Below are 17,069 nucleotides of genomic sequence, written 5' to 3' on the forward strand. Positions count from 1 at the left end.
TTAGTTCACTCCTCCGAAATGAGCTGTCAACGCTTGGATAGCACCCTGCAAAGTAGACGGTTCATGCGTTCCTTGTGCCGTAAAACCAGAAATGATATCACGATAGCGAATGGCTGCATCGATTTCCCGATTGCTTCCCGGCTTGTACGCCCCGATGTTTATGAGGTCCTCCGCTTCACGATACGTAGCCAAATGTTTTTTCAGCTGACGAGCAGCATCCAAATGGTTACTATCGACGATTTCATTCATGACACGACTTACACTCGCCATCACATCAATGGCAGGAAAATGACCTTTGTGAGCAATTTTCCGGTCAAGAACGATGTGACCGTCCAAAATCCCCCGCGCCGCATCCGCAATCGGATCGTTCATGTCGTCAGAGTCAACCAATACGGTATAAAATGCCGTAATACTTCCCTTATCCGCTGTTCCTGCACGCTCCATCAGCTTTGGCAGCATCGCAAACACCGATGGCGTATAACCACGCGTAGCCGGAGGTTCACCGATTGCCAAGCCCACTTCACGTTGTGCCATGGCAAAGCGCGTGACAGAATCCATCATGAGCATGACATTCATTCCACGATCGCGGAAATATTCCGCTATGGAAGTCGCAATCATCGCTCCCTTGATTCGAATCATGGCAGGTTGATCGGAAGTAGCTACGACAACAACAGACCGCTTTAGTCCTTCTTCCCCAAGATCGCGCTCGATAAACTCCATGACTTCACGGCCACGTTCTCCAATGAGACCAATCACATTGATATCTGCCGTCGTATTTCGGGCAATCATTCCCATCAATGTACTTTTCCCTACCCCCGATCCAGCGAAAATGCCGACCCGCTGACCTTTCCCGATGGTAAGGAGTCCGTCTATCGCTCTCACTCCCACACTCAATGGTTCTTGAATGCGCGGTCGAAGGATAGGATTTGGCGGCATATTGTTGGTAGGATAGGACGTCAGTCCAAATGGCAGTGAACCTTGATAGGGCCGCCCAAGGCCATCGAGGATCGAACCCAATATTTCAGGTCCAACTTTTACATCTAGCGACCGTCCTGTCGCGACGACGTCACAACCTGGACCAATTTCGGTCAATTCGCCTAATGGCATTAACAGCACTTTATTTTCGCGAAATCCAACCACTTCTGCGATGATCGGTTCCTTTGTGTTAGCCGGATATAGATGGCATATCTCGCCTAATTTCACTTCTGGCCCTTGCGACTCAATGGTGAGTCCAACGACCTGTGTCACTTTGCCATTCACCCGCATCGGATCTAAGCCATGCAGCATGTGCTTGTACTTCGAGAGATCTAGGATGCTCATGGAGCCTCACTTCCTCTGGCAATCGTAAGCAGTGCCTGCTTAATCTCCTCCATTTGTGTATCGATGCGGGCATCGACACTTCCCAAAGCGGTACGGATGACACATCCACCGTCTTGTACTGTATAGTCAGGGTAAATGGAGAGCTCTGCTTGTCCATCTAATAATTCCAGAAAACCAGCACGATGCTCGAGCACATAATCGAAGTACTTATGGTTGACGCACACTGTAATCTCGCCATGAACCCGGGAGCGGCGGAGTGCTTTTTTGGTCATTTCCAGGACCTGCTCGGGATGCTGTTGCAATTCCTGTCCGATGATTTTTTTGGCAATTTCTATGCTGAGTTCCACTAGAAAGGGCTCCGCCTCAGCGATAATTTGTTTTTTCTCGGCAAACGCTTGTTCCAGAATGGTTTTTGCTTGGCTGAGTGTATCTGTTTGCTCCTCGTACGCCTCACGTTTACCCGCTTCGAAACCGGCCTCTTGCCCTTCCGTCATAGCCTGCTCCTGCACTTGCTGAAAAAGTTGAGCGGCTTCCTGACGCTTTTGTTCCCACCATTCTTCCATCTGAGCAAGCGTCTCTTGTCTTACCTGCTCTGCTTGCTCCGCAGCTTGCTGCAAGATGTTTTGTGCGGTTTCTTCTGCATCTGAGATGATCGTTTTCGCCTCGATCTCAGCTTGATTAAAAATTTCTTGGTTTTCTTGCAACCTTTCGGCAACTTCCTCCGTCTTAAGTGGTACAGGCGTTACCGAGAGAAGAAAAGATTCCTCAGAAGGCCGATAATTGGCGCTTTTGATGATCCTAGACAATGATATCATCTCCTCCACCGCGGGCGATGATGATCTCACCAGCCTCCTCTAAGCGACGGATAATTGCAACGATACGAGATTGTGCCTCTTCGACGTCGCGAAGGCGAACTGGGCCCATAAACTCCATTTCTTCTTTGAAGGTATCCGCCATCCGCTTGGACATGTTCCGGAAAATAACTTCCCGAACTTCTTCACTGGATACCTTGAGGGAAAGTTGCAGATCGGCATTTTCCACGTCGCGGATAACGCGCTGAATCGAACGGTTGTCGAGTGTAGCAATATCCTCGAAGACGAACATACGCTTCTTGATTTCTTCTGCCAACTCTGGATCTTGAATTTCGAGGGAATCCAGAATCGTGCGTTCGGTTCCACGATCGACACCGTTGAGTACAGCCACGATCGCTTCGATCCCGCCTGCCTGCGTGTAATCTTGGGTAACAGTGGCAGAGAGCTTTTGCTCCAATACCTGTTCTACTTGGGCGATTACTTCCGGTGAAGTACTGTCCATAGTCGCAATACGTTTTGCAACCTCCGCTTGACGTTCTTGTGGAAGTGCCGACAGGATCATGGCAGCTTGTTGAGCCTCCAGATAAGAAAGCACCAGGGCTATCGTCTGCGGATGCTCATTTTGGATAAAGTTTAGGATTTGACCTGGGTCAGCCTTTCTAGCAAAGTCAAACGGTCGAACTTGAAGGTTTGCCGTCAAGCGATTGATAATATCCATCGCTTTGGTCTCACCCAAAGCTTTTTGCAAGATTTCTTTGGCGTATGTAATCCCGCCTTGTGCAATTACCTCTTTGGCAACTGCTATCTGGTGAAATTCAGATAAAATTTTATCTTTTTCATCCGTATCCACTTTTCGCACATTGGCGATTTCTAATGTCAGTTGCTCGATCTCATCCTCACGCAAATGCTTGAACACTTGGGCAGAAACTTCCGGCCCGAGTGAGATGAGGAGGATAGCTGCTTTTTGTCGTCCTGACAACTCTTTAGCGCCGCGAGCCATACCATTCACTCCTTAATCTTCTGCTAACCATGTACGAAGCAGAACAACAAACTCATCTGGTTTGCTTCGCGCCAATTTTTCAAGTTGCTTTCTGACCACTACCTGGTCTCCATCTTCTTGGTAAATCAAGTCTGGTATTTCGGCCGCGTTTAACGGTGTCAGCAAGTCTGGCAATTCCTCTTCTTCTTGTTGTTGCTTCGCTTGACTGCGTCTGCGATAAACGAGGAAGGCAACAGCAGCAAGTGCCAAGACTGCAATACCACCAACTGTCCAAAGAACAGCAGGACTTAGTGCACTGGAATCCTCAATCTCAGCTTTTCCTGAGAACTGACGAGGGAGTACAGAAATATGCTTGTCCAACTCAGTATCCGTCAAATCAGAAGCCTGCTCACTTAATGTGACACGAACAACATTGCGCAACACTTGTTTAATGCTCTCGAGTGTAGCAGCATCCAGTGTTCCACCAGCTGGCGGTTCTACCCCAACGTTGATTGTGATGTCTTCGATCTTGTACGGGCTTGATGTAACATTTCGTGTGATGCGATTTACTTCACGGTTAATCGTATCATTCAACTCTTCGTATTGACTGTTACTTCCTTGTGGGTTAGCTCCCGGGTAGTTCGGAACTGCATTGTTATTGGTTCCTGCAATTCCCCCTGGAGGTTGACCTTGTCCAGAAAAGGCTTTTGATAATTTTTGAGAAGAAATGATAAGTCCTTCGTTATTCTCTTTGTCAGGTGCCTCGACGATGTTCTCTACGCGATTTTCTTTGTCAAAGTTCATTTTGATGAACGTATGTACGATGACTTTATCGCGTCCCATGATTGTACCCAACAAGTTGTACAGGTTTTGTTGAATTTTCTTTTCAACATCTGCTTTGATTGTTTCCTGTTGCTTAAAGCTACTCAATGTTCCTTCGTTTTCATTGCCTTCGGAACGTTCCAGTGGATTGGAATACTGGTCTGTAATCGCAATCGCTTCCATCGGCAATTTGGGAACGCTTCGGGAAACAAGCAGATAAAGCGAGTTAATTTGCTTTTGATCAAGCGTTGTTCCAGGTTCTACATCGACGATAACGGAAGCCGTCGCTGTATCCGGAGTCTCCGTTACCCAAACGCTTTCCTGCGGCAACGTAATCATCACTTGTGCGGAGCGTACACCTTTTACACGTTCCAGCATCTTGCGTAGCTCTTGTTGTAAAGCCTCTTTCTTCATGACATCAAATTGGCGATCTGTAACTCCTAGAGTACTGGAGAATATTTCCGCATTAATTCCTGCTTGGCTCGGAATACCTTGTGCAGCCAAATCGACAATGACATCTTGTGCCATTTTTTCTGGAACCTCGATACTTGTACCATTCCCCGTGATACGGTATGGGATTTGTGAAGCTTCCAACTCTTGCTTGATAGTCCCGATTTCCTGTTCACTTAATCTTTGGTTGTAAAGTGGTTTGTACACCGGCTGAGAAGCGATGTATATGTATAGACCTAGAGAAATCAAGAGGAAGAGCGAAATACCGAGAATCATCCATTTTTGTTTCTTGGAAAATTGGTTCCATTTTGACGTAATCTGGTCTTTGTATACTGCTAAACGTTCGTTCATGTTTCACCTCTCAAAGGATACCAACAACGATCAAATCGACATGCGCATGATTTCTTGATAAGACTCAATCATCTTGTTCCTGACCTGCATGGTCATTTGTAGCATCACGGAAGCTTTTTGACCTGCAACAGTCAATTGGTGCAAGTCGGTAATTTCTCCCGCTGCAAACCTGTCGGCAAGATTCGACGATTCTACTTGCGCCTGATTCACTTTATTCATGGCATCCGATAGAAACGATGAGAATTCTTGGGAAACTTCAGCTGGGGTTGGCTTGTTCACACTCGGTGTACGAATTGGCGTTAGTTGGGAGATTGCACTCATTTCCATTCCTTACTGTCACCCGCCTTACTTGATTTCCAATGCTTTTAGCATCATCGATTTGGAAGCATTCAATGCTGTCACGTTGGCTTCGTATGATCTTGATGCGGAGATCATGTCCACCATCTCTTTCATCGGGTCGACATTCGGCATCAAGAGATACCCGTCTTGATCTGCATCTGGATGAGATGGATCAAATACTCGCTTAAACGGAGTATTGTCTTCTTGAATCGCTGTGACCTTCACACCTTGTCCACCCCGACTTCCTGAGACCGTCCCTACCGCAGCTTGCAGGAAGTTATCAAATGTTCCATTTGTTTGAGGTGACAACTCCACCATTTTCCTCCTATATGGCTGCCAGGCGCCATCTACGAAGTTCGCTCGAGTGGTTTCCGCATTCGCAATATTGGAAGCAATCGTATCCAATCGCAAGCGGTTAGCTGTTAAGGCAGAAGCACTTGTGTTAATTCCCTGAAACAAGCTCATCTTTATTTACCTCCACCCTCAATTACACTGCGTAGTTTTTGAAAATGTCCTGCTGTCAATTGCGTTAAACCGCTGTACCAAATTTGGTTTTTGGCCAATTCTGTTGTTTCTGATTCCAAGTCAACATCATTGCCACTGTTCTGAATGAAGTTATTCGGATTGGACACAACCTGTGGGACTGCAACACCTGCATTTCCAAACGGGAGGTGTCTTTGATTGGTCCGATACGCTTCTAACTTGCCATTTCCCGCTCTTGCGTTCAACTCATCTTGCAAAAAGCTCTCGAAGATGACTTGTTGACTTTTGAATTGAGGGGTGTCTATGTTGGCAAGGTTGTTTGCGATCGTTCTATGTCGCAATGTTGCAGCGTCCAGTGATCTCTCCAAGACCTGCAGATGGTAACTATCCAGCATTTTTCCTTCTCCCCCAATATGAGTCAATTCTTTTCCCTAAAACCACCTATATTTCCTGTATTTTCGACACCCTAATACGATTCAATCATAGCAAAATCAATTTGGACAAAAAAGCCCCTTTTCATGACGTTTTTCAAAATGATTCAATGGGACTAAATCCCTTATCTTTCCTGTTTTTTTACTGCATTTTACAAGGAAACCATATTCAAACCATTGCAAATGTCGAGGCATGCATAAAAAATCAATATATATTTTATGGTAATAATGTGTCGTTTTTTACTACAACTAGGACCAAAGTCCCATGAGAAAAGGTGCAGCAACTTGAGTTGCTACACCTTTTTGTTTACTTTCTTGTAACTTTTGACAAGGTAAATTACGAAGTTTTGAGCTTCTCAAGCTCAGGCAACAGCTTTTCATTCAGCACTTTAATGAAGGTACCTTTCATCCCCAGGGAACGGGATTCGATAACACCCGCACTCTCCAGCTTACGGAGCGCGTTTACAATAACAGAGCGAGTAATTCCTACGCGATCCGCGATTTTGGAGGCTACGAGCAAGCCTTCTTTGCCTTCGAGTTCTTCAAAAATATGTTCAACTGCTTCCAACTCACTATAGGAGAGGGAACCAATTGCCATTTGTACAACCGCTTTGCTGCGTGCTTCTTCTTCGATTGCTTCAGAACGCTCACGCAAGATTTCCATGCCTACTACCGTTGCCCCTACTTCTGCAAGAATCAGGTCGTCATCGACAAATTGATCGTTAATACGACCCAAAATCAACGTACCGAGACGATCTCCTCCACCCATAATTGGAACAAGCGTCGTCCAACCTGTGCGGAATACTTCTTTCATTTCAACAGGGAAAATCGTGTATGGGCTATCTACATCCAGGTTCGCAGATGTTTCGTCTACTTTTAGCAACCCCATGCTGTATTCTTCTGGAAAACGGCGCTCTTCCAGCATTTTGCGCATACGGCTGTTATCCATTTCTTGATGAATCGCAAAGCCGAGAAGTTTTCCTTTGCGGCTTACCACATAAGTGTTTGCTTCAATCACGTCACTCAAAACTTGGGACATTTCATTGAAGTTCACGGCATGACCCGCGGATTTTTGCAACATGCGGTTAATTCTTCTTGTTTTTGACAGTAGATCCATCTGTATTTCCTCCTAATTATATGTGCTGCCTATCCAATGTTTATAAAATATATTGACTCAAGTCTTTGTTCCCCGCGATTGTACCTAATTTCTGATTAACGTAATCGGGGGTAATCTGTACAACTTCTAGGTGAATTTCTGGGGCTTCAAAAGAGAGATCCTCCAGTAGCTTCTCCAATATGGTGTGCAATCGTCTAGCACCAATGTTATCTGTGCTCTGATTGACCTCAGCAGCGAGGCGAGCGAGTTCCTGAATGGCTTCCGGGGTAAAGTCAACACGCACACCTTCTGTTTCCAATAGGGCCACGTACTGCTTAAGCAACGCATTTTTAGGCTCTGTCAGAATTCGGACAAAATCTTCAACGCGCAAGCTAGTCAACTCCACCCGAATCGGAAAACGACCTTGCAATTCAGGAATTAAATCTGATGGTTTTGCCATGTGAAAAGCACCAGCTGCAATAAACAGAACATAATCTGTTTTGACAGGACCATACTTGGTCATGACGGTTGAGCCTTCCACAATCGGTAAAATATCACGCTGGACCCCTTCACGGGATACATCCGGGCCACGCCCATCCTTACCCGCAATCTTATCAATTTCGTCAATGAAGATAATCCCGTGTTGTTCAGCTCGACGAATTGACTCCTGCGTGACTTCGTCCATATCCACCAGTTTTTGCGCTTCCTGCTGAATTAATACCTTTCGCGCATCTTTTATTCGCAATTTTCGTTTCTTCATCCGCTTAGGCATCAGGCTACCGAGCATATCTTGCATTTGCATCCCCATTTGTTCTGTACCCGGAACCTGGAACATGTCAAACATCGAAGGTGATTGATCTTCGACTTCAATCTCAATCATTTGCTCTTCCAACTGGCCATTCGTCAATTGCCACATAACTTGCCGGCGTTGCTGCTGAATCGACACTTCTTCTTGATCAGAGGTATCCTGCTGCTGTTGCTGCTGTCCACCGAAGAACATCTCCAACGGATTTTTGAATGAGTTCGCCTGCTTGCGAGATGGAACGAGTACGTTCACAATCGCTTCATTCGCAAGCTTCTCGGCTTTCTCTTTCACCGACTCTACTTTTTCTTGTTTGACCGTACGGATAGAAGCTTCCACTAGATCACGGACCATCGATTCTACGTCTCGTCCTACATAACCGACTTCCGTAAACTTCGTTGCTTCTACTTTAATAAAAGGAGCACCAGTCAGTTTTGCAATCCGACGTGCAATTTCCGTTTTTCCAACACCAGTAGGTCCGATCATCAAGATGTTTTTTGGAACAACCTCTTCAATCATTTGCTCTGGCAAACGACTGCGACGATAGCGGTTGCGAAGTGCCACAGCAATGGCTTTCTTGGCTTGTGCCTGCCCGACAATGTATTTATCCAAATGCTCTACGATCTTACGCGGGGTTAATTGCTCAAGATTCAGCACAGTAGGTCCTCCCTTTCGCTCAATTCAACTCATCCACAACAAGATTGTTGTTTGTGAACACGCAAATTTCAGCAGCGGTACGAAGCGATGCTTCCGCAATTTCACGTGCACCGAGGTGAGGCGCATATGTTTTCAATGCACGACCTGCTGCAAGGGCAAAGCTACCGCCAGAACCAATTGCAAGAATCCCGTCATCAGGCTCAATGATTTCACCATTTCCGGAAATAAGCAGCAAATGCTCCTTATTGGCAACAATCATCATTGCTTCCAAACGACGCAAAATTTTATCCATGCGCCACTCTTTCGCCAGCTCTACAGCAGCTCGCTGCAGATTGCCGTGGTACTCCTCCAGCTTTCCTTCAAACTTCTCAAAAAGCGTAATGGCATCAGCAACAGAGCCAGCGAATCCTGCTAAAACTTCGCCGCGATACAGACGTCTTACTTTTTTGGCACCGTGCTTCATTACCATGCTGTTGCCAAAAGTAACCTGACCATCTCCGGCCATCGCTACAGACCCATTGTGCTGTACAGCAAATATGGTTGTTGCGTGAAACTGTTCCATCACTGATTCCTCCCGTTATGTCCGATTGGCGGAACCTGTATTGCCCGGGTTTGCTCGTGGGTGAGCGGTGTCATATACATGCCGAAGTCGCTCTTTGGTCACATGCGTGTACACCTGTGTCGTCGATACATTAACGTGTCCCAATAATTCTTGCACGGTACGCAGATCAGCACCGCCATTCAACATATGGGTCGCAAACGTATGACGAAAGGTATGTGGTGAAACCCGCAATTGAAGAGCGTACGTTTCTACGTATTTGTCTACAATCCGCCGAACACTGCGGTCGGATAACGGTTCTCCCCGATAGTTAACCAGCAAATTGCCGTGTTCTACTTTTCCAGCCAACAGTTTTTCTCTTCCATATTCTAGGTATTGCCGAAGAACGTCGCAGGCATAACTTCCAACCGGCACATATCGTTCTTTCGCTCCTTTTCCATAAACCAAGGCGACTCCCATGCTCGGATTCACATCACTCACAGATAAAGTGGTGAGCTCCGTAACGCGCATGCCGCTAGCATACAACAGTTCAAAAATCAGCCGATCACGAATTCCCAATGGAGTGGTTGTATCAGGCAGATCGAAAAAAGCTTGAACTTCTTGCGGATATAAAAAGGAAGGAAGTTTCTTCTCCATTTTGGGAGTGGAGACTAGTTGAAATGGGTTCTGTTCCAGTTGACCTTCACGCAACAGAAATCGGTACAAGCTACGCAAGCTGGATAGCTTGCGGGCAATACTTCGCCGGGAAAGCCCCCTGCCAGCCAATTGCGCGAGAAAGGAGCGACCATGCAAATAAGAAACAGCAGCAAATACGGTGATTTGGTGCTGTTCCATAAAGGAGACAAATTCGCTGATATCTGCCACATACTGCTTCACCGTATGAGGAGAGGCGTTTTTTTCAACTCGCAAATAGCGGGTAAACATCTCAATATCCGCAGAATTTTGTTGCGAAATGTCCATACGGGATGCACCCTCCTCGAAGCACCTATATAGTAACACAGACGAAAATCGGATATCAATGTTAATTGTGTCGTTCTTGTGTAAAATTCTGAATTGTATCTAGCGCCCGCTCAGCGAGCTTTTCATTTTTCAACCGCTTGTCTCGGATTCGTTCTGGCCATTCCGGTACAAGCCCGAAGTTTGCGTTCATCGGTTGGAAATGCTTTGGATCTGCCGTTGTAATATAACGAGCCATACTACCCATAATTGTTTCTGGTGGGAGCTCGATTAATTCTTCCCCTTTTGCGAGTCGTGCTGCATTTATCCCCGCAAGCAAACCAGATGCTGCTGACTCTACATATCCTTCGACACCAGTCATTTGACCAGCAAAGAAAAGTGTTTCCCGGTCTTTATACTGATACGTAGGCTTCAACAGTTTTGGCGAGTTGATAAAGGTGTTGCGATGCATCACACCATAACGAACGATTTCGCAGTTTTCCAACCCAGGAATGAGTGAAAAGACTCTTTTTTGATCCGGCCATTTCAGATGGGTCTGGAAACCTACGATGTTATACAATGTGGCAGCACTATTGTCCTGACGAAGTTGTACAACAGCATAAGACTTTTTGCCCGTCCGCGGATCAACCAAACCTACTGGCTTCATGGGACCAAATGTCATGGTCTTGTGACCACGCTTTGCCAATACTTCAATCGGCATGCAGCCTTCGAAGAAGATTTCCTTTTCAAATTCCTTCAATGGAACTGTTTCCGCAGAGATCAGCGCATCATAGAAACGATTGAACTCCTCTTCAGTCATCGGGCAGTTCAGATAAGCTGCTTCACCCTTATCATATCTGGAGGCAACGAATACCTTGTTCATATCAATCGAGTCTTTTTCGATAATGGGCGCTGCTGCATCATAGAAGTACAGATACTCTTCACCCGTCAGCTCTTTTAACTTTGTAGACAAAGCTGGAGAAGTAAGTGGCCCCGTCGCAATTACGACAATCCCATCCGGAATTTCGGTAATTTCATCCGAAATGACCTCAACCAATGGATGATTTCGAACGGCATCTGTAACATGAGCTGCGAACTCGTGTCTGTCTACGGCAAGCGCGCCTCCAGCTGGAACCGCGCAACGATCTGCCGCATCGATAATGACAGAGTTCAGTCGACGCATTTCTTCTTTTAATACACCCACTGCATTCGTTAACGTGTTAGCACGCAATGAATTACTGCATACCAACTCTGCAAATTTATCGGTATGGTGTGCAGGCGTTTGTGTCTTCGGTCTCATCTCATACAGCTTTACTTTTACACCCGCCTGCGCGATTTGCCATGCTGCCTCACTACCAGCGAGACCAGCGCCCACTACTGTAATTGTTGGTTGTGACATGCTGTTAATCCTCCAAACTACAAAATCGAATCAGGCTGTCTAGGAGTCTGCCTCTTCTTGATAATCACACTTGGTGCAAACAATGCTAACTCCTTGCTTTTTGCGCTTTTTCTCCACGAGCATGCTGGAGCATTTTGGACAAGGTCTGGCAATCGGTTTGTCCCACGATACAAAATCGCATTCCGGATATTGATTGCAGCCGTAAAAAATACGACTCTTCTTAGATTTACGTTCAATAATCTCTCCGGTTTCACACTGCGGACATTTTACGCCGATTTCTTTTACAATCGGCTTCGTATTACGGCAATCCGGGAATCCGGAACAAGCTAAAAACTTGCCAAATCGACCAAGCTTATAAACCATCACACGGCCGCAAAGCTCACATGATTCATCCGATTCTTCGACTTTCAGCTCTACTTCTTTCATTTCTTCTTCTGCAACAACTACGCGCTTTGCAAAGTCTTGATAAAAATTGTCCAGCACTTGCACCCAATTGGTGGTTCCTGCTTCGATGTTATCCAAGCCCGATTCCATATGGGCAGTGAATTCTACGTTGAGAATTTCCGGGAAGAACTCTTCGACAAGAGTGATCACAATCTCGCCCAACTCGGTCGGGACAAACCTTTTCTCCTCTAATGACACATAGCCACGCTTTTGAATGGTTTCTAATGTAGGCGCATAGGTAGACGGGCGTCCAATCCCCATCTCTTCCATCGTTTTAAGCATGCGTGCTTCGGAGAATCGAGGTGGTGGCTGTGTAAAGTGCTGACTCGGCTCGATTTCTTTTTGTTCGAGGATTTGTCCTTCTTCAATAGGTGGAAGGAAGCTCTCTTCTTCTGCACCATCATCGTTTCCTTCAATATATACCTTCATAAATCCAGGGAACTTCACTTTTGATCCTGTTGCTCTGAAGGTAACTCCACCTGCGTCAATATCTACGCTCATCGTATCAAGAACAGCAGATGACATTTGACTGGCAAGGAAACGCTCCCAGATTAATCGATACAAGCGCAACTGATCTCTCGACAAGTATTCCTTGATTTCATCCGGTGTACGCATCACACCTGTTGGACGAATCGCTTCGTGAGCATCTTGAGCATTCTCGTTTTTCACTTGATTGCGTGGCTCAGTTAACACATAGTCTGGACCATATTTCTCAAGTATGTATTCCCTTGCTTCGTTCTGCGCCGTTACAGATAGGCGAGTAGAGTCTGTACGCATATAGGTGATCAAACCAACTGCGCCTTCTTTATTGCCAACGTCGATCCCCTCATAGAGCTCTTGAGCAATCCGCATGGTCTTAGACGTGCGGAAGTTCAGCTTACGCGCTGCCTCTTGCTGTAAAGAGCTCGTGATAAAAGGAGGTGCAGGGTTGCGCTTACGCTCACGTTTCGTTACCTTTTGTACCACGTATGGTTTGTTCTTCATTCGTTTTAATACCGCTGCTACATCATCTTCCGAATGAAGTTCCACCTTTTCATCGCCATAACCATAGAATTTCGCGTTAATTACTTTACCGTCGCTAATCAATGTACTTGCAATCGTCCAATACTCTTCCGGGATAAACTCTTGGATCTCACGCTCACGATCCATGATAAGCTTTACCGCAACCGATTGTACACGTCCGGCACTCAAGCCTTTTCGAACCTTTTTCCATAAAATTGGACTGATATTGTACCCCACGAGTCTGTCGAGAATGCGACGTGCCTGTTGAGCATTTACCAAGTCCATATTTATGTGTCGTGGATGCTTGAACGCTTCTTTGATAGCATCTTTGGTAATCTCATTAAACACCACACGAAGTGGCTGATTCAAATCGAGCCCCAAGTATTGTGCCAAATGCCAAGCAATTGCCTCCCCTTCGCGATCCGGGTCGGCTGCGAGATATACTTTTTTTACTTTTTTAGCGGCATCTTTTAAGCCCTTCAATACATCCCCTTTGCCGCGAATGGTTATGTATTTGGGTTCAAAATTATGTTCAACGTCTACACCCATTTGACTTTTCGGCAAATCGCGCACATGCCCGATAGACGCTTTCACGATATATTTACTACCCAGGTATTTTCCAATGGTTTTGGCCTTCGTAGGGGATTCTACGATTACTAGCGTATCAGCCATTTTTTTCCTCCCCTTTTAGTAAGGAATCTTCCCTATTATTAAATACCCTCATCCGGTTTGTCAAACACTTGTGCCTCTAGGCATTGCCAAAAAGCTAGCGGATATGCTATCGCCGTGCAAAATAACCGCCAGGAAGTGCCACGATGGCTCCTTTTGCTTCCAAACGAATGACCAGCTGATGCAGCATCCTGCGTTGGTCTTTTTCTAAGCTGCTCATTAACTCATCCAGATGAATCCCATCATAGGTTACGGCTTCCACAATCGCTTTTTCTTCATTAGATAAGGGAACATCATCGGTTGCCTTGCTTTTTTCCACCTGCTGCATCTGCTCTGCTTCGGGAAGATGATGCTTGATTTCCTCCCATATATCGCTACTGCACGTTACTAACTTTGCACCTTGTTTGATCAAGTTATGCGGCCCCGCACTCATCAATGAAAAAATCGGTCCAGGAATTGCAAAAACTTCCTTGCCCTGCTCAAGTGCACAGTCTGCCGTAATCAACGATCCGCTTTTTTCTGCTGCTTCCACCACTAATACACCGATAGAAAGTCCACTTATGATGCGATTTCTCTCTGGAAATAATCCAGAAACAGGGGGAATATGTGGAGGATATTCGCTGAGGAGTAGGCCAAAAGATTCAATTTCACGATAAAGCTCTCGATGTCGAGAAGGATAAACATGATTCATTCCGCAACCGAGTACGCCTATAGTCTTACCACCTGCTTTCAAGGTAGCTTGGTGAGCCTCTGCATCAATTCCATATGCTACCCCAGAGACAATGACAAGACCTGCTTGTACCAGCTCTCGGACAAAAAAGCTACAGCTCGCTCTTCCATATGGTGTCGGTTTGCGCGAACCAACAACGCCAATCGACAATTTATCCAATAATGTGTGATCGCCACGATAAAACAACATCAACGGAGAATCGGGAATATTGCGGAGCGAAACAGGATAAGCATCGTCCAAAGGACATAAAAAGCGCGTTCCCTCTTCCTCACGCTTTTCCAATAATGCCATAGCTGAAGCTTCATTGCTTTGCTTGTCAACCTGCCCAGTGATCAAAGGAGTCAATCTGAGCTCACGAGCCAGTTCCTGCCAATTTTCGATGGCAATCTGAAAAGAACCTGTGATTTCAAACATCTCTCGGATTTTCTTTCTTCCCAAACCCGAGATCATCGTTAACACATACAACCAGTCTCTCTCGTCGAGCTTCGCCTTTTCCACACCAAAATCCTCCTTCATCCCGACCACAATTGTCACAGCGGATAGCATTTGAAAGTTATTCTATCGAAAGAAAGAGGCTGCTTCAAAAATAAAAAAGTGGACAAGCCTAAGCCTGTCCACTTCTGTCTTATCTGATTACTTGCCCATTACTTTCTCGAGCATACCGCGCTCTTTCAGCAATTCAACAAGTGTTTCACCGATAACAGCAGGTGTTTTCGCTACGCGAATACCGCATTCTTCGAGCTTCGCGATTTTCTCAGCAGCTGTACCTTTACCGCCAGAGATGATCGCACCAGCGTGGCCCATACGTTTTCCTTCAGGAGCAGTTTGTCCGCCGATGAAGCCTACAACTGGTTTTTTCATGTTAGCAGCGATCCACTCTGCTGCTTCCTCTTCCGCAGTACCACCGATTTCTCCCAGCATGATAACTGCTTCAGTGTCTGGATCTTCGTTGAACATTTTCAGTACATCGATGAACTCCATACCTTTTACTGGGTCTCCACCGATACCTACAGCTGTGGATTGACCAAGGCCGCGAGTAGAAGTTTGGTGAACTGCTTCATAAGTCAAGGTACCGGAGCGAGAAACAATACCCACTTTACCTGGAACGTGGATGTAACCAGGCATGATACCGATTTTGCACTCACCTGGAGTGATTACGCCAGGGCAGTTAGGACCTACGAGAAGGGTTTTCTTGCCTTCCATGTAACGCTTAACTTTCACCATGTCCAGAACTGGGATACCTTCTGTAATGCAGATTACCAGATCCAGTTCAGCGTCAACTGCTTCCATGATCGCGTCAGCAGCGAAAGGAGGAGCAACGTAGATAACGGATGCAGTTGCACCAGTTGCTTCAACCGCTTCTTTAACTGTGTTGAAAATTGGAATACCGTCAACTTCGGTTCCACCTTTACCAGGTGTTACACCGCCCACCATTTGTGTACCGTATTCAACGGCTCCGCGAGTGTGGAACAGACCAGTTGCACCCGTAATCCCTTGCGTAATTACTTTTGTATTTTTATTAACGAGAATACTCATCGCGTAATTTTCCCACCTTTTTTTACGTATCTACTCGAAATATCTTACTTCACCAAGGATACGATTTTCTCAGCGCCATCCGCCATAGATTCTGCAGCTACGATGTTCAAACCGGACTCATTGAGGATTTTCTTACCCAAATCTACGTTTGTACCTTCGAGACGTACAACGAGAGGTTTGTCCAATTTGATTTGTTTTGCTGCATTCACTACGCCGTTTGCGATAACGTCGCATTTCATAATGCCGCCGAAAATGTTGACGAAAATACCTTTTACTTTTTCGTCACGGAGAATAATTTTAAACGCTTCCGTTACTTTCTCTTCAGTAGCTCCGCCACCAACGTCAAGGAAGTTAGCTGGGTCTCCACCGTAGAATTTCACGATGTCCATTGTTGCCATCGCCAGACCTGCACCGTTTACCATGCAACCGATGTTACCATCAAGTGCGATGTAGGACAGATCGAACTTGGAAGCTTCGATTTCTTTCTCATCTTCTTCATCCAGATCGCGCAGAGCTACGATGTCAGGGTGACGATAGAGAGCGTTGCTGTCGAAGTTCAGTTTCGCATCCAGTGCCATTACTTCACCGTCGCCAGTAACAACCAGTGGGTTGATTTCAGCGATAGAAGCATCTTTATCAACAAAAGCTTGGTACAAGCTCATCATGAACTTGGCAGCTTTGTTAATCAATTCTTTTGGAATGTTGATTGCGTAAGCCAGGCGACGAGCTTGGAAGCCATTCAGACCTGTTACTGGATCAACTACTTCTTTGAAGATTTTTTCTGGAGTGTTTGCTGCTACTTCCTCGATGTCCATACCGCCCTCTTCGGAAGCCATCATTACAACACTTCCAGTAGCACGGTCAACAACTACACCAACGTAGTATTCTTTCTTGATGTCGCAGCCTTGCTCGATCAGAAGGCGCTTAACTTCTTTACCTTCTGGACCTGTTTGATGAGTAACCAGTACTTTGCCAAGAATTTCGCTGGCATATGTACGAACTTCATCAAGATTTTTTGCAACCTTTACACCGCCAGCCTTACCACGGCCACCAGCGTGAATTTGCGCTTTTACTACGTTTACTTGGGTGCCCAGTTCTTTTGCTGCTTCTACAGCTTCTTCCACTGTGAAAGCTACGCGTCCTTCAGGAACTTTTACACCGTACTGCTTAAGTATCTCTTTACCTTGATACTCATGAATGTTCATTCTCCATCCTCCTATGGCAGATAAAGATCGGCAGGCTTTTAGACCGG

The 17,069-nt window shown here is 45.9% G+C and carries 16 protein-coding genes; all 16 read right to left on the reverse strand.

Annotation, left to right across the window (positions count from 1 at the left end; translation table 11 throughout):
* Positions 1–1,320: a flagellar protein export ATPase FliI gene (fliI, locus tag KB186_RS06290; RefSeq protein WP_173608018.1), complete on the reverse strand. Its 1,320-nt coding sequence runs from the start codon at positions 1,318–1,320 to the stop codon at positions 1–3.
* Positions 1,317–2,135: a flagellar assembly protein FliH gene (gene fliH, locus KB186_RS06295; protein ID WP_173608019.1), complete on the reverse strand. Its 819-nt coding sequence runs from the start codon at positions 2,133–2,135 to the stop codon at positions 1,317–1,319. Before fliH ends, fliI begins: the two co-directional genes overlap by 4 nt.
* Entirely contained in the window at positions 2,119–3,132 is a 1,014-nt protein-coding gene (gene fliG / locus KB186_RS06300) for a flagellar motor switch protein FliG (RefSeq protein ID WP_007719331.1), read from the reverse strand. The genes fliH and fliG overlap by 17 nt, the downstream gene beginning before the upstream one ends.
* A 12-nt stretch (positions 3,133–3,144) precedes the next feature.
* Positions 3,145–4,734: a flagellar basal-body MS-ring/collar protein FliF gene (fliF, locus tag KB186_RS06305; RefSeq protein ID WP_173608020.1), complete on the reverse strand. Its 1,590-nt coding sequence runs from the start codon at positions 4,732–4,734 to the stop codon at positions 3,145–3,147.
* A gap of 30 nt (positions 4,735–4,764) precedes the next feature.
* Positions 4,765–5,061, reverse strand: a complete 297-nt coding sequence (gene fliE / locus KB186_RS06310; RefSeq protein WP_088908111.1) for a flagellar hook-basal body complex protein FliE — start codon at positions 5,059–5,061, stop codon at positions 4,765–4,767.
* 18 nt (positions 5,062–5,079) lie between these two features.
* The gene (flgC, locus tag KB186_RS06315; RefSeq protein ID WP_106653452.1) at positions 5,080–5,538 is read right to left on the reverse strand and encodes a flagellar basal body rod protein FlgC; all 459 of its coding nucleotides are present in this window, start codon (positions 5,536–5,538) and stop codon (positions 5,080–5,082) included.
* Between the two features lie 2 nt (positions 5,539–5,540).
* A complete protein-coding gene (gene flgB, locus KB186_RS06320) occupies positions 5,541–5,951 on the reverse strand; it encodes a flagellar basal body rod protein FlgB (RefSeq protein ID WP_173608021.1) in 411 nt (136 codons plus the stop codon).
* Between the two features lie 373 nt (positions 5,952–6,324).
* Positions 6,325–7,104, reverse strand: a complete 780-nt coding sequence (gene codY / locus KB186_RS06325) for a GTP-sensing pleiotropic transcriptional regulator CodY (protein WP_016743316.1) — start codon at positions 7,102–7,104, stop codon at positions 6,325–6,327.
* A 40-nt stretch (positions 7,105–7,144) separates the two neighbouring features.
* A complete protein-coding gene (gene hslU, locus KB186_RS06330) occupies positions 7,145–8,542 on the reverse strand; it encodes an ATP-dependent protease ATPase subunit HslU (protein WP_304502563.1) in 1,398 nt (465 codons plus the stop codon).
* Between the two features lie 19 nt (positions 8,543–8,561).
* Positions 8,562–9,104, reverse strand: coding sequence for an ATP-dependent protease subunit HslV (hslV, locus tag KB186_RS06335; RefSeq protein WP_015891764.1), 543 nt, complete (start codon positions 9,102–9,104; stop codon positions 8,562–8,564).
* Positions 9,105–9,119: 15 nt separating this feature from the next.
* Positions 9,120–10,061: a tyrosine recombinase XerC gene (gene xerC, locus KB186_RS06340; RefSeq protein ID WP_173608022.1), complete on the reverse strand. Its 942-nt coding sequence runs from the start codon at positions 10,059–10,061 to the stop codon at positions 9,120–9,122.
* Positions 10,062–10,122: 61 nt separating this feature from the next.
* The gene (gene trmFO, locus KB186_RS06345) at positions 10,123–11,436 is read right to left on the reverse strand and encodes an FADH(2)-oxidizing methylenetetrahydrofolate--tRNA-(uracil(54)-C(5))-methyltransferase TrmFO (protein ID WP_056488428.1); all 1,314 of its coding nucleotides are present in this window, start codon (positions 11,434–11,436) and stop codon (positions 10,123–10,125) included.
* A 39-nt stretch (positions 11,437–11,475) separates the two neighbouring features.
* A complete protein-coding gene (topA, locus tag KB186_RS06350; RefSeq protein ID WP_232773272.1) occupies positions 11,476–13,554 on the reverse strand; it encodes a type I DNA topoisomerase in 2,079 nt (692 codons plus the stop codon).
* A gap of 106 nt (positions 13,555–13,660) precedes the next feature.
* Positions 13,661–14,779 (reverse strand): DNA-processing protein DprA, encoded by a 1,119-nt coding sequence (gene dprA, locus KB186_RS06355; RefSeq protein WP_232773273.1) that lies wholly within the window; start codon positions 14,777–14,779, stop codon positions 13,661–13,663.
* Positions 14,780–14,914: 135 nt separating this feature from the next.
* The gene (sucD, locus tag KB186_RS06360) at positions 14,915–15,817 is read right to left on the reverse strand and encodes a succinate--CoA ligase subunit alpha (RefSeq protein WP_015891769.1); all 903 of its coding nucleotides are present in this window, start codon (positions 15,815–15,817) and stop codon (positions 14,915–14,917) included.
* A 44-nt stretch (positions 15,818–15,861) separates the two neighbouring features.
* The gene (gene sucC, locus KB186_RS06365; RefSeq protein ID WP_016743310.1) at positions 15,862–17,022 is read right to left on the reverse strand and encodes an ADP-forming succinate--CoA ligase subunit beta; all 1,161 of its coding nucleotides are present in this window, start codon (positions 17,020–17,022) and stop codon (positions 15,862–15,864) included.
* Between the last annotated feature and the right edge of the window lie 47 nt (positions 17,023–17,069).

This window comes from Brevibacillus sp. AF8, assembly GCF_021270385.1.
Taxonomy (GTDB): Bacteria; Bacillota; Bacilli; order Brevibacillales; family Brevibacillaceae; genus Brevibacillus.

Excerpts from the sequence above, each read along its gene's own strand:
- fliI (WP_173608018.1), bottom strand. The coding sequence starts at position 1,320 with ATGAGCATCCTAGATCTCTCGAAGTACAAGCACATGCTGCATGGCTTA.
- fliH (WP_173608019.1), bottom strand. The coding sequence starts at position 2,135 with ATGATATCATTGTCTAGGATCATCAAAAGCGCCAATTATCGGCCTTCT.
- fliG (WP_007719331.1), bottom strand. The coding sequence starts at position 3,132 with ATGGCTCGCGGCGCTAAAGAGTTGTCAGGACGACAAAAAGCAGCTATC.
- fliF (WP_173608020.1), bottom strand. The coding sequence starts at position 4,734 with ATGAACGAACGTTTAGCAGTATACAAAGACCAGATTACGTCAAAATGG.
- fliE (WP_088908111.1), bottom strand. The coding sequence starts at position 5,061 with ATGGAAATGAGTGCAATCTCCCAACTAACGCCAATTCGTACACCGAGT.
- flgC (WP_106653452.1), bottom strand. The coding sequence starts at position 5,538 with ATGAGCTTGTTTCAGGGAATTAACACAAGTGCTTCTGCCTTAACAGCT.
- flgB (WP_173608021.1), bottom strand. The coding sequence starts at position 5,951 with ATGCTGGATAGTTACCATCTGCAGGTCTTGGAGAGATCACTGGACGCT.
- codY (WP_016743316.1), bottom strand. The coding sequence starts at position 7,104 with ATGGATCTACTGTCAAAAACAAGAAGAATTAACCGCATGTTGCAAAAA.
- hslV (WP_015891764.1), bottom strand. The coding sequence starts at position 9,104 with ATGGAACAGTTTCACGCAACAACCATATTTGCTGTACAGCACAATGGG.
- xerC (WP_173608022.1), bottom strand. The coding sequence starts at position 10,061 with ATGGACATTTCGCAACAAAATTCTGCGGATATTGAGATGTTTACCCGC.
- trmFO (WP_056488428.1), bottom strand. The coding sequence starts at position 11,436 with ATGTCACAACCAACAATTACAGTAGTGGGCGCTGGTCTCGCTGGTAGT.
- topA (WP_232773272.1), bottom strand. The coding sequence starts at position 13,554 with ATGGCTGATACGCTAGTAATCGTAGAATCCCCTACGAAGGCCAAAACC.
- sucD (WP_015891769.1), bottom strand. The coding sequence starts at position 15,817 with ATGAGTATTCTCGTTAATAAAAATACAAAAGTAATTACGCAAGGGATT.
- sucC (WP_016743310.1), bottom strand. The coding sequence starts at position 17,022 with ATGAACATTCATGAGTATCAAGGTAAAGAGATACTTAAGCAGTACGGT.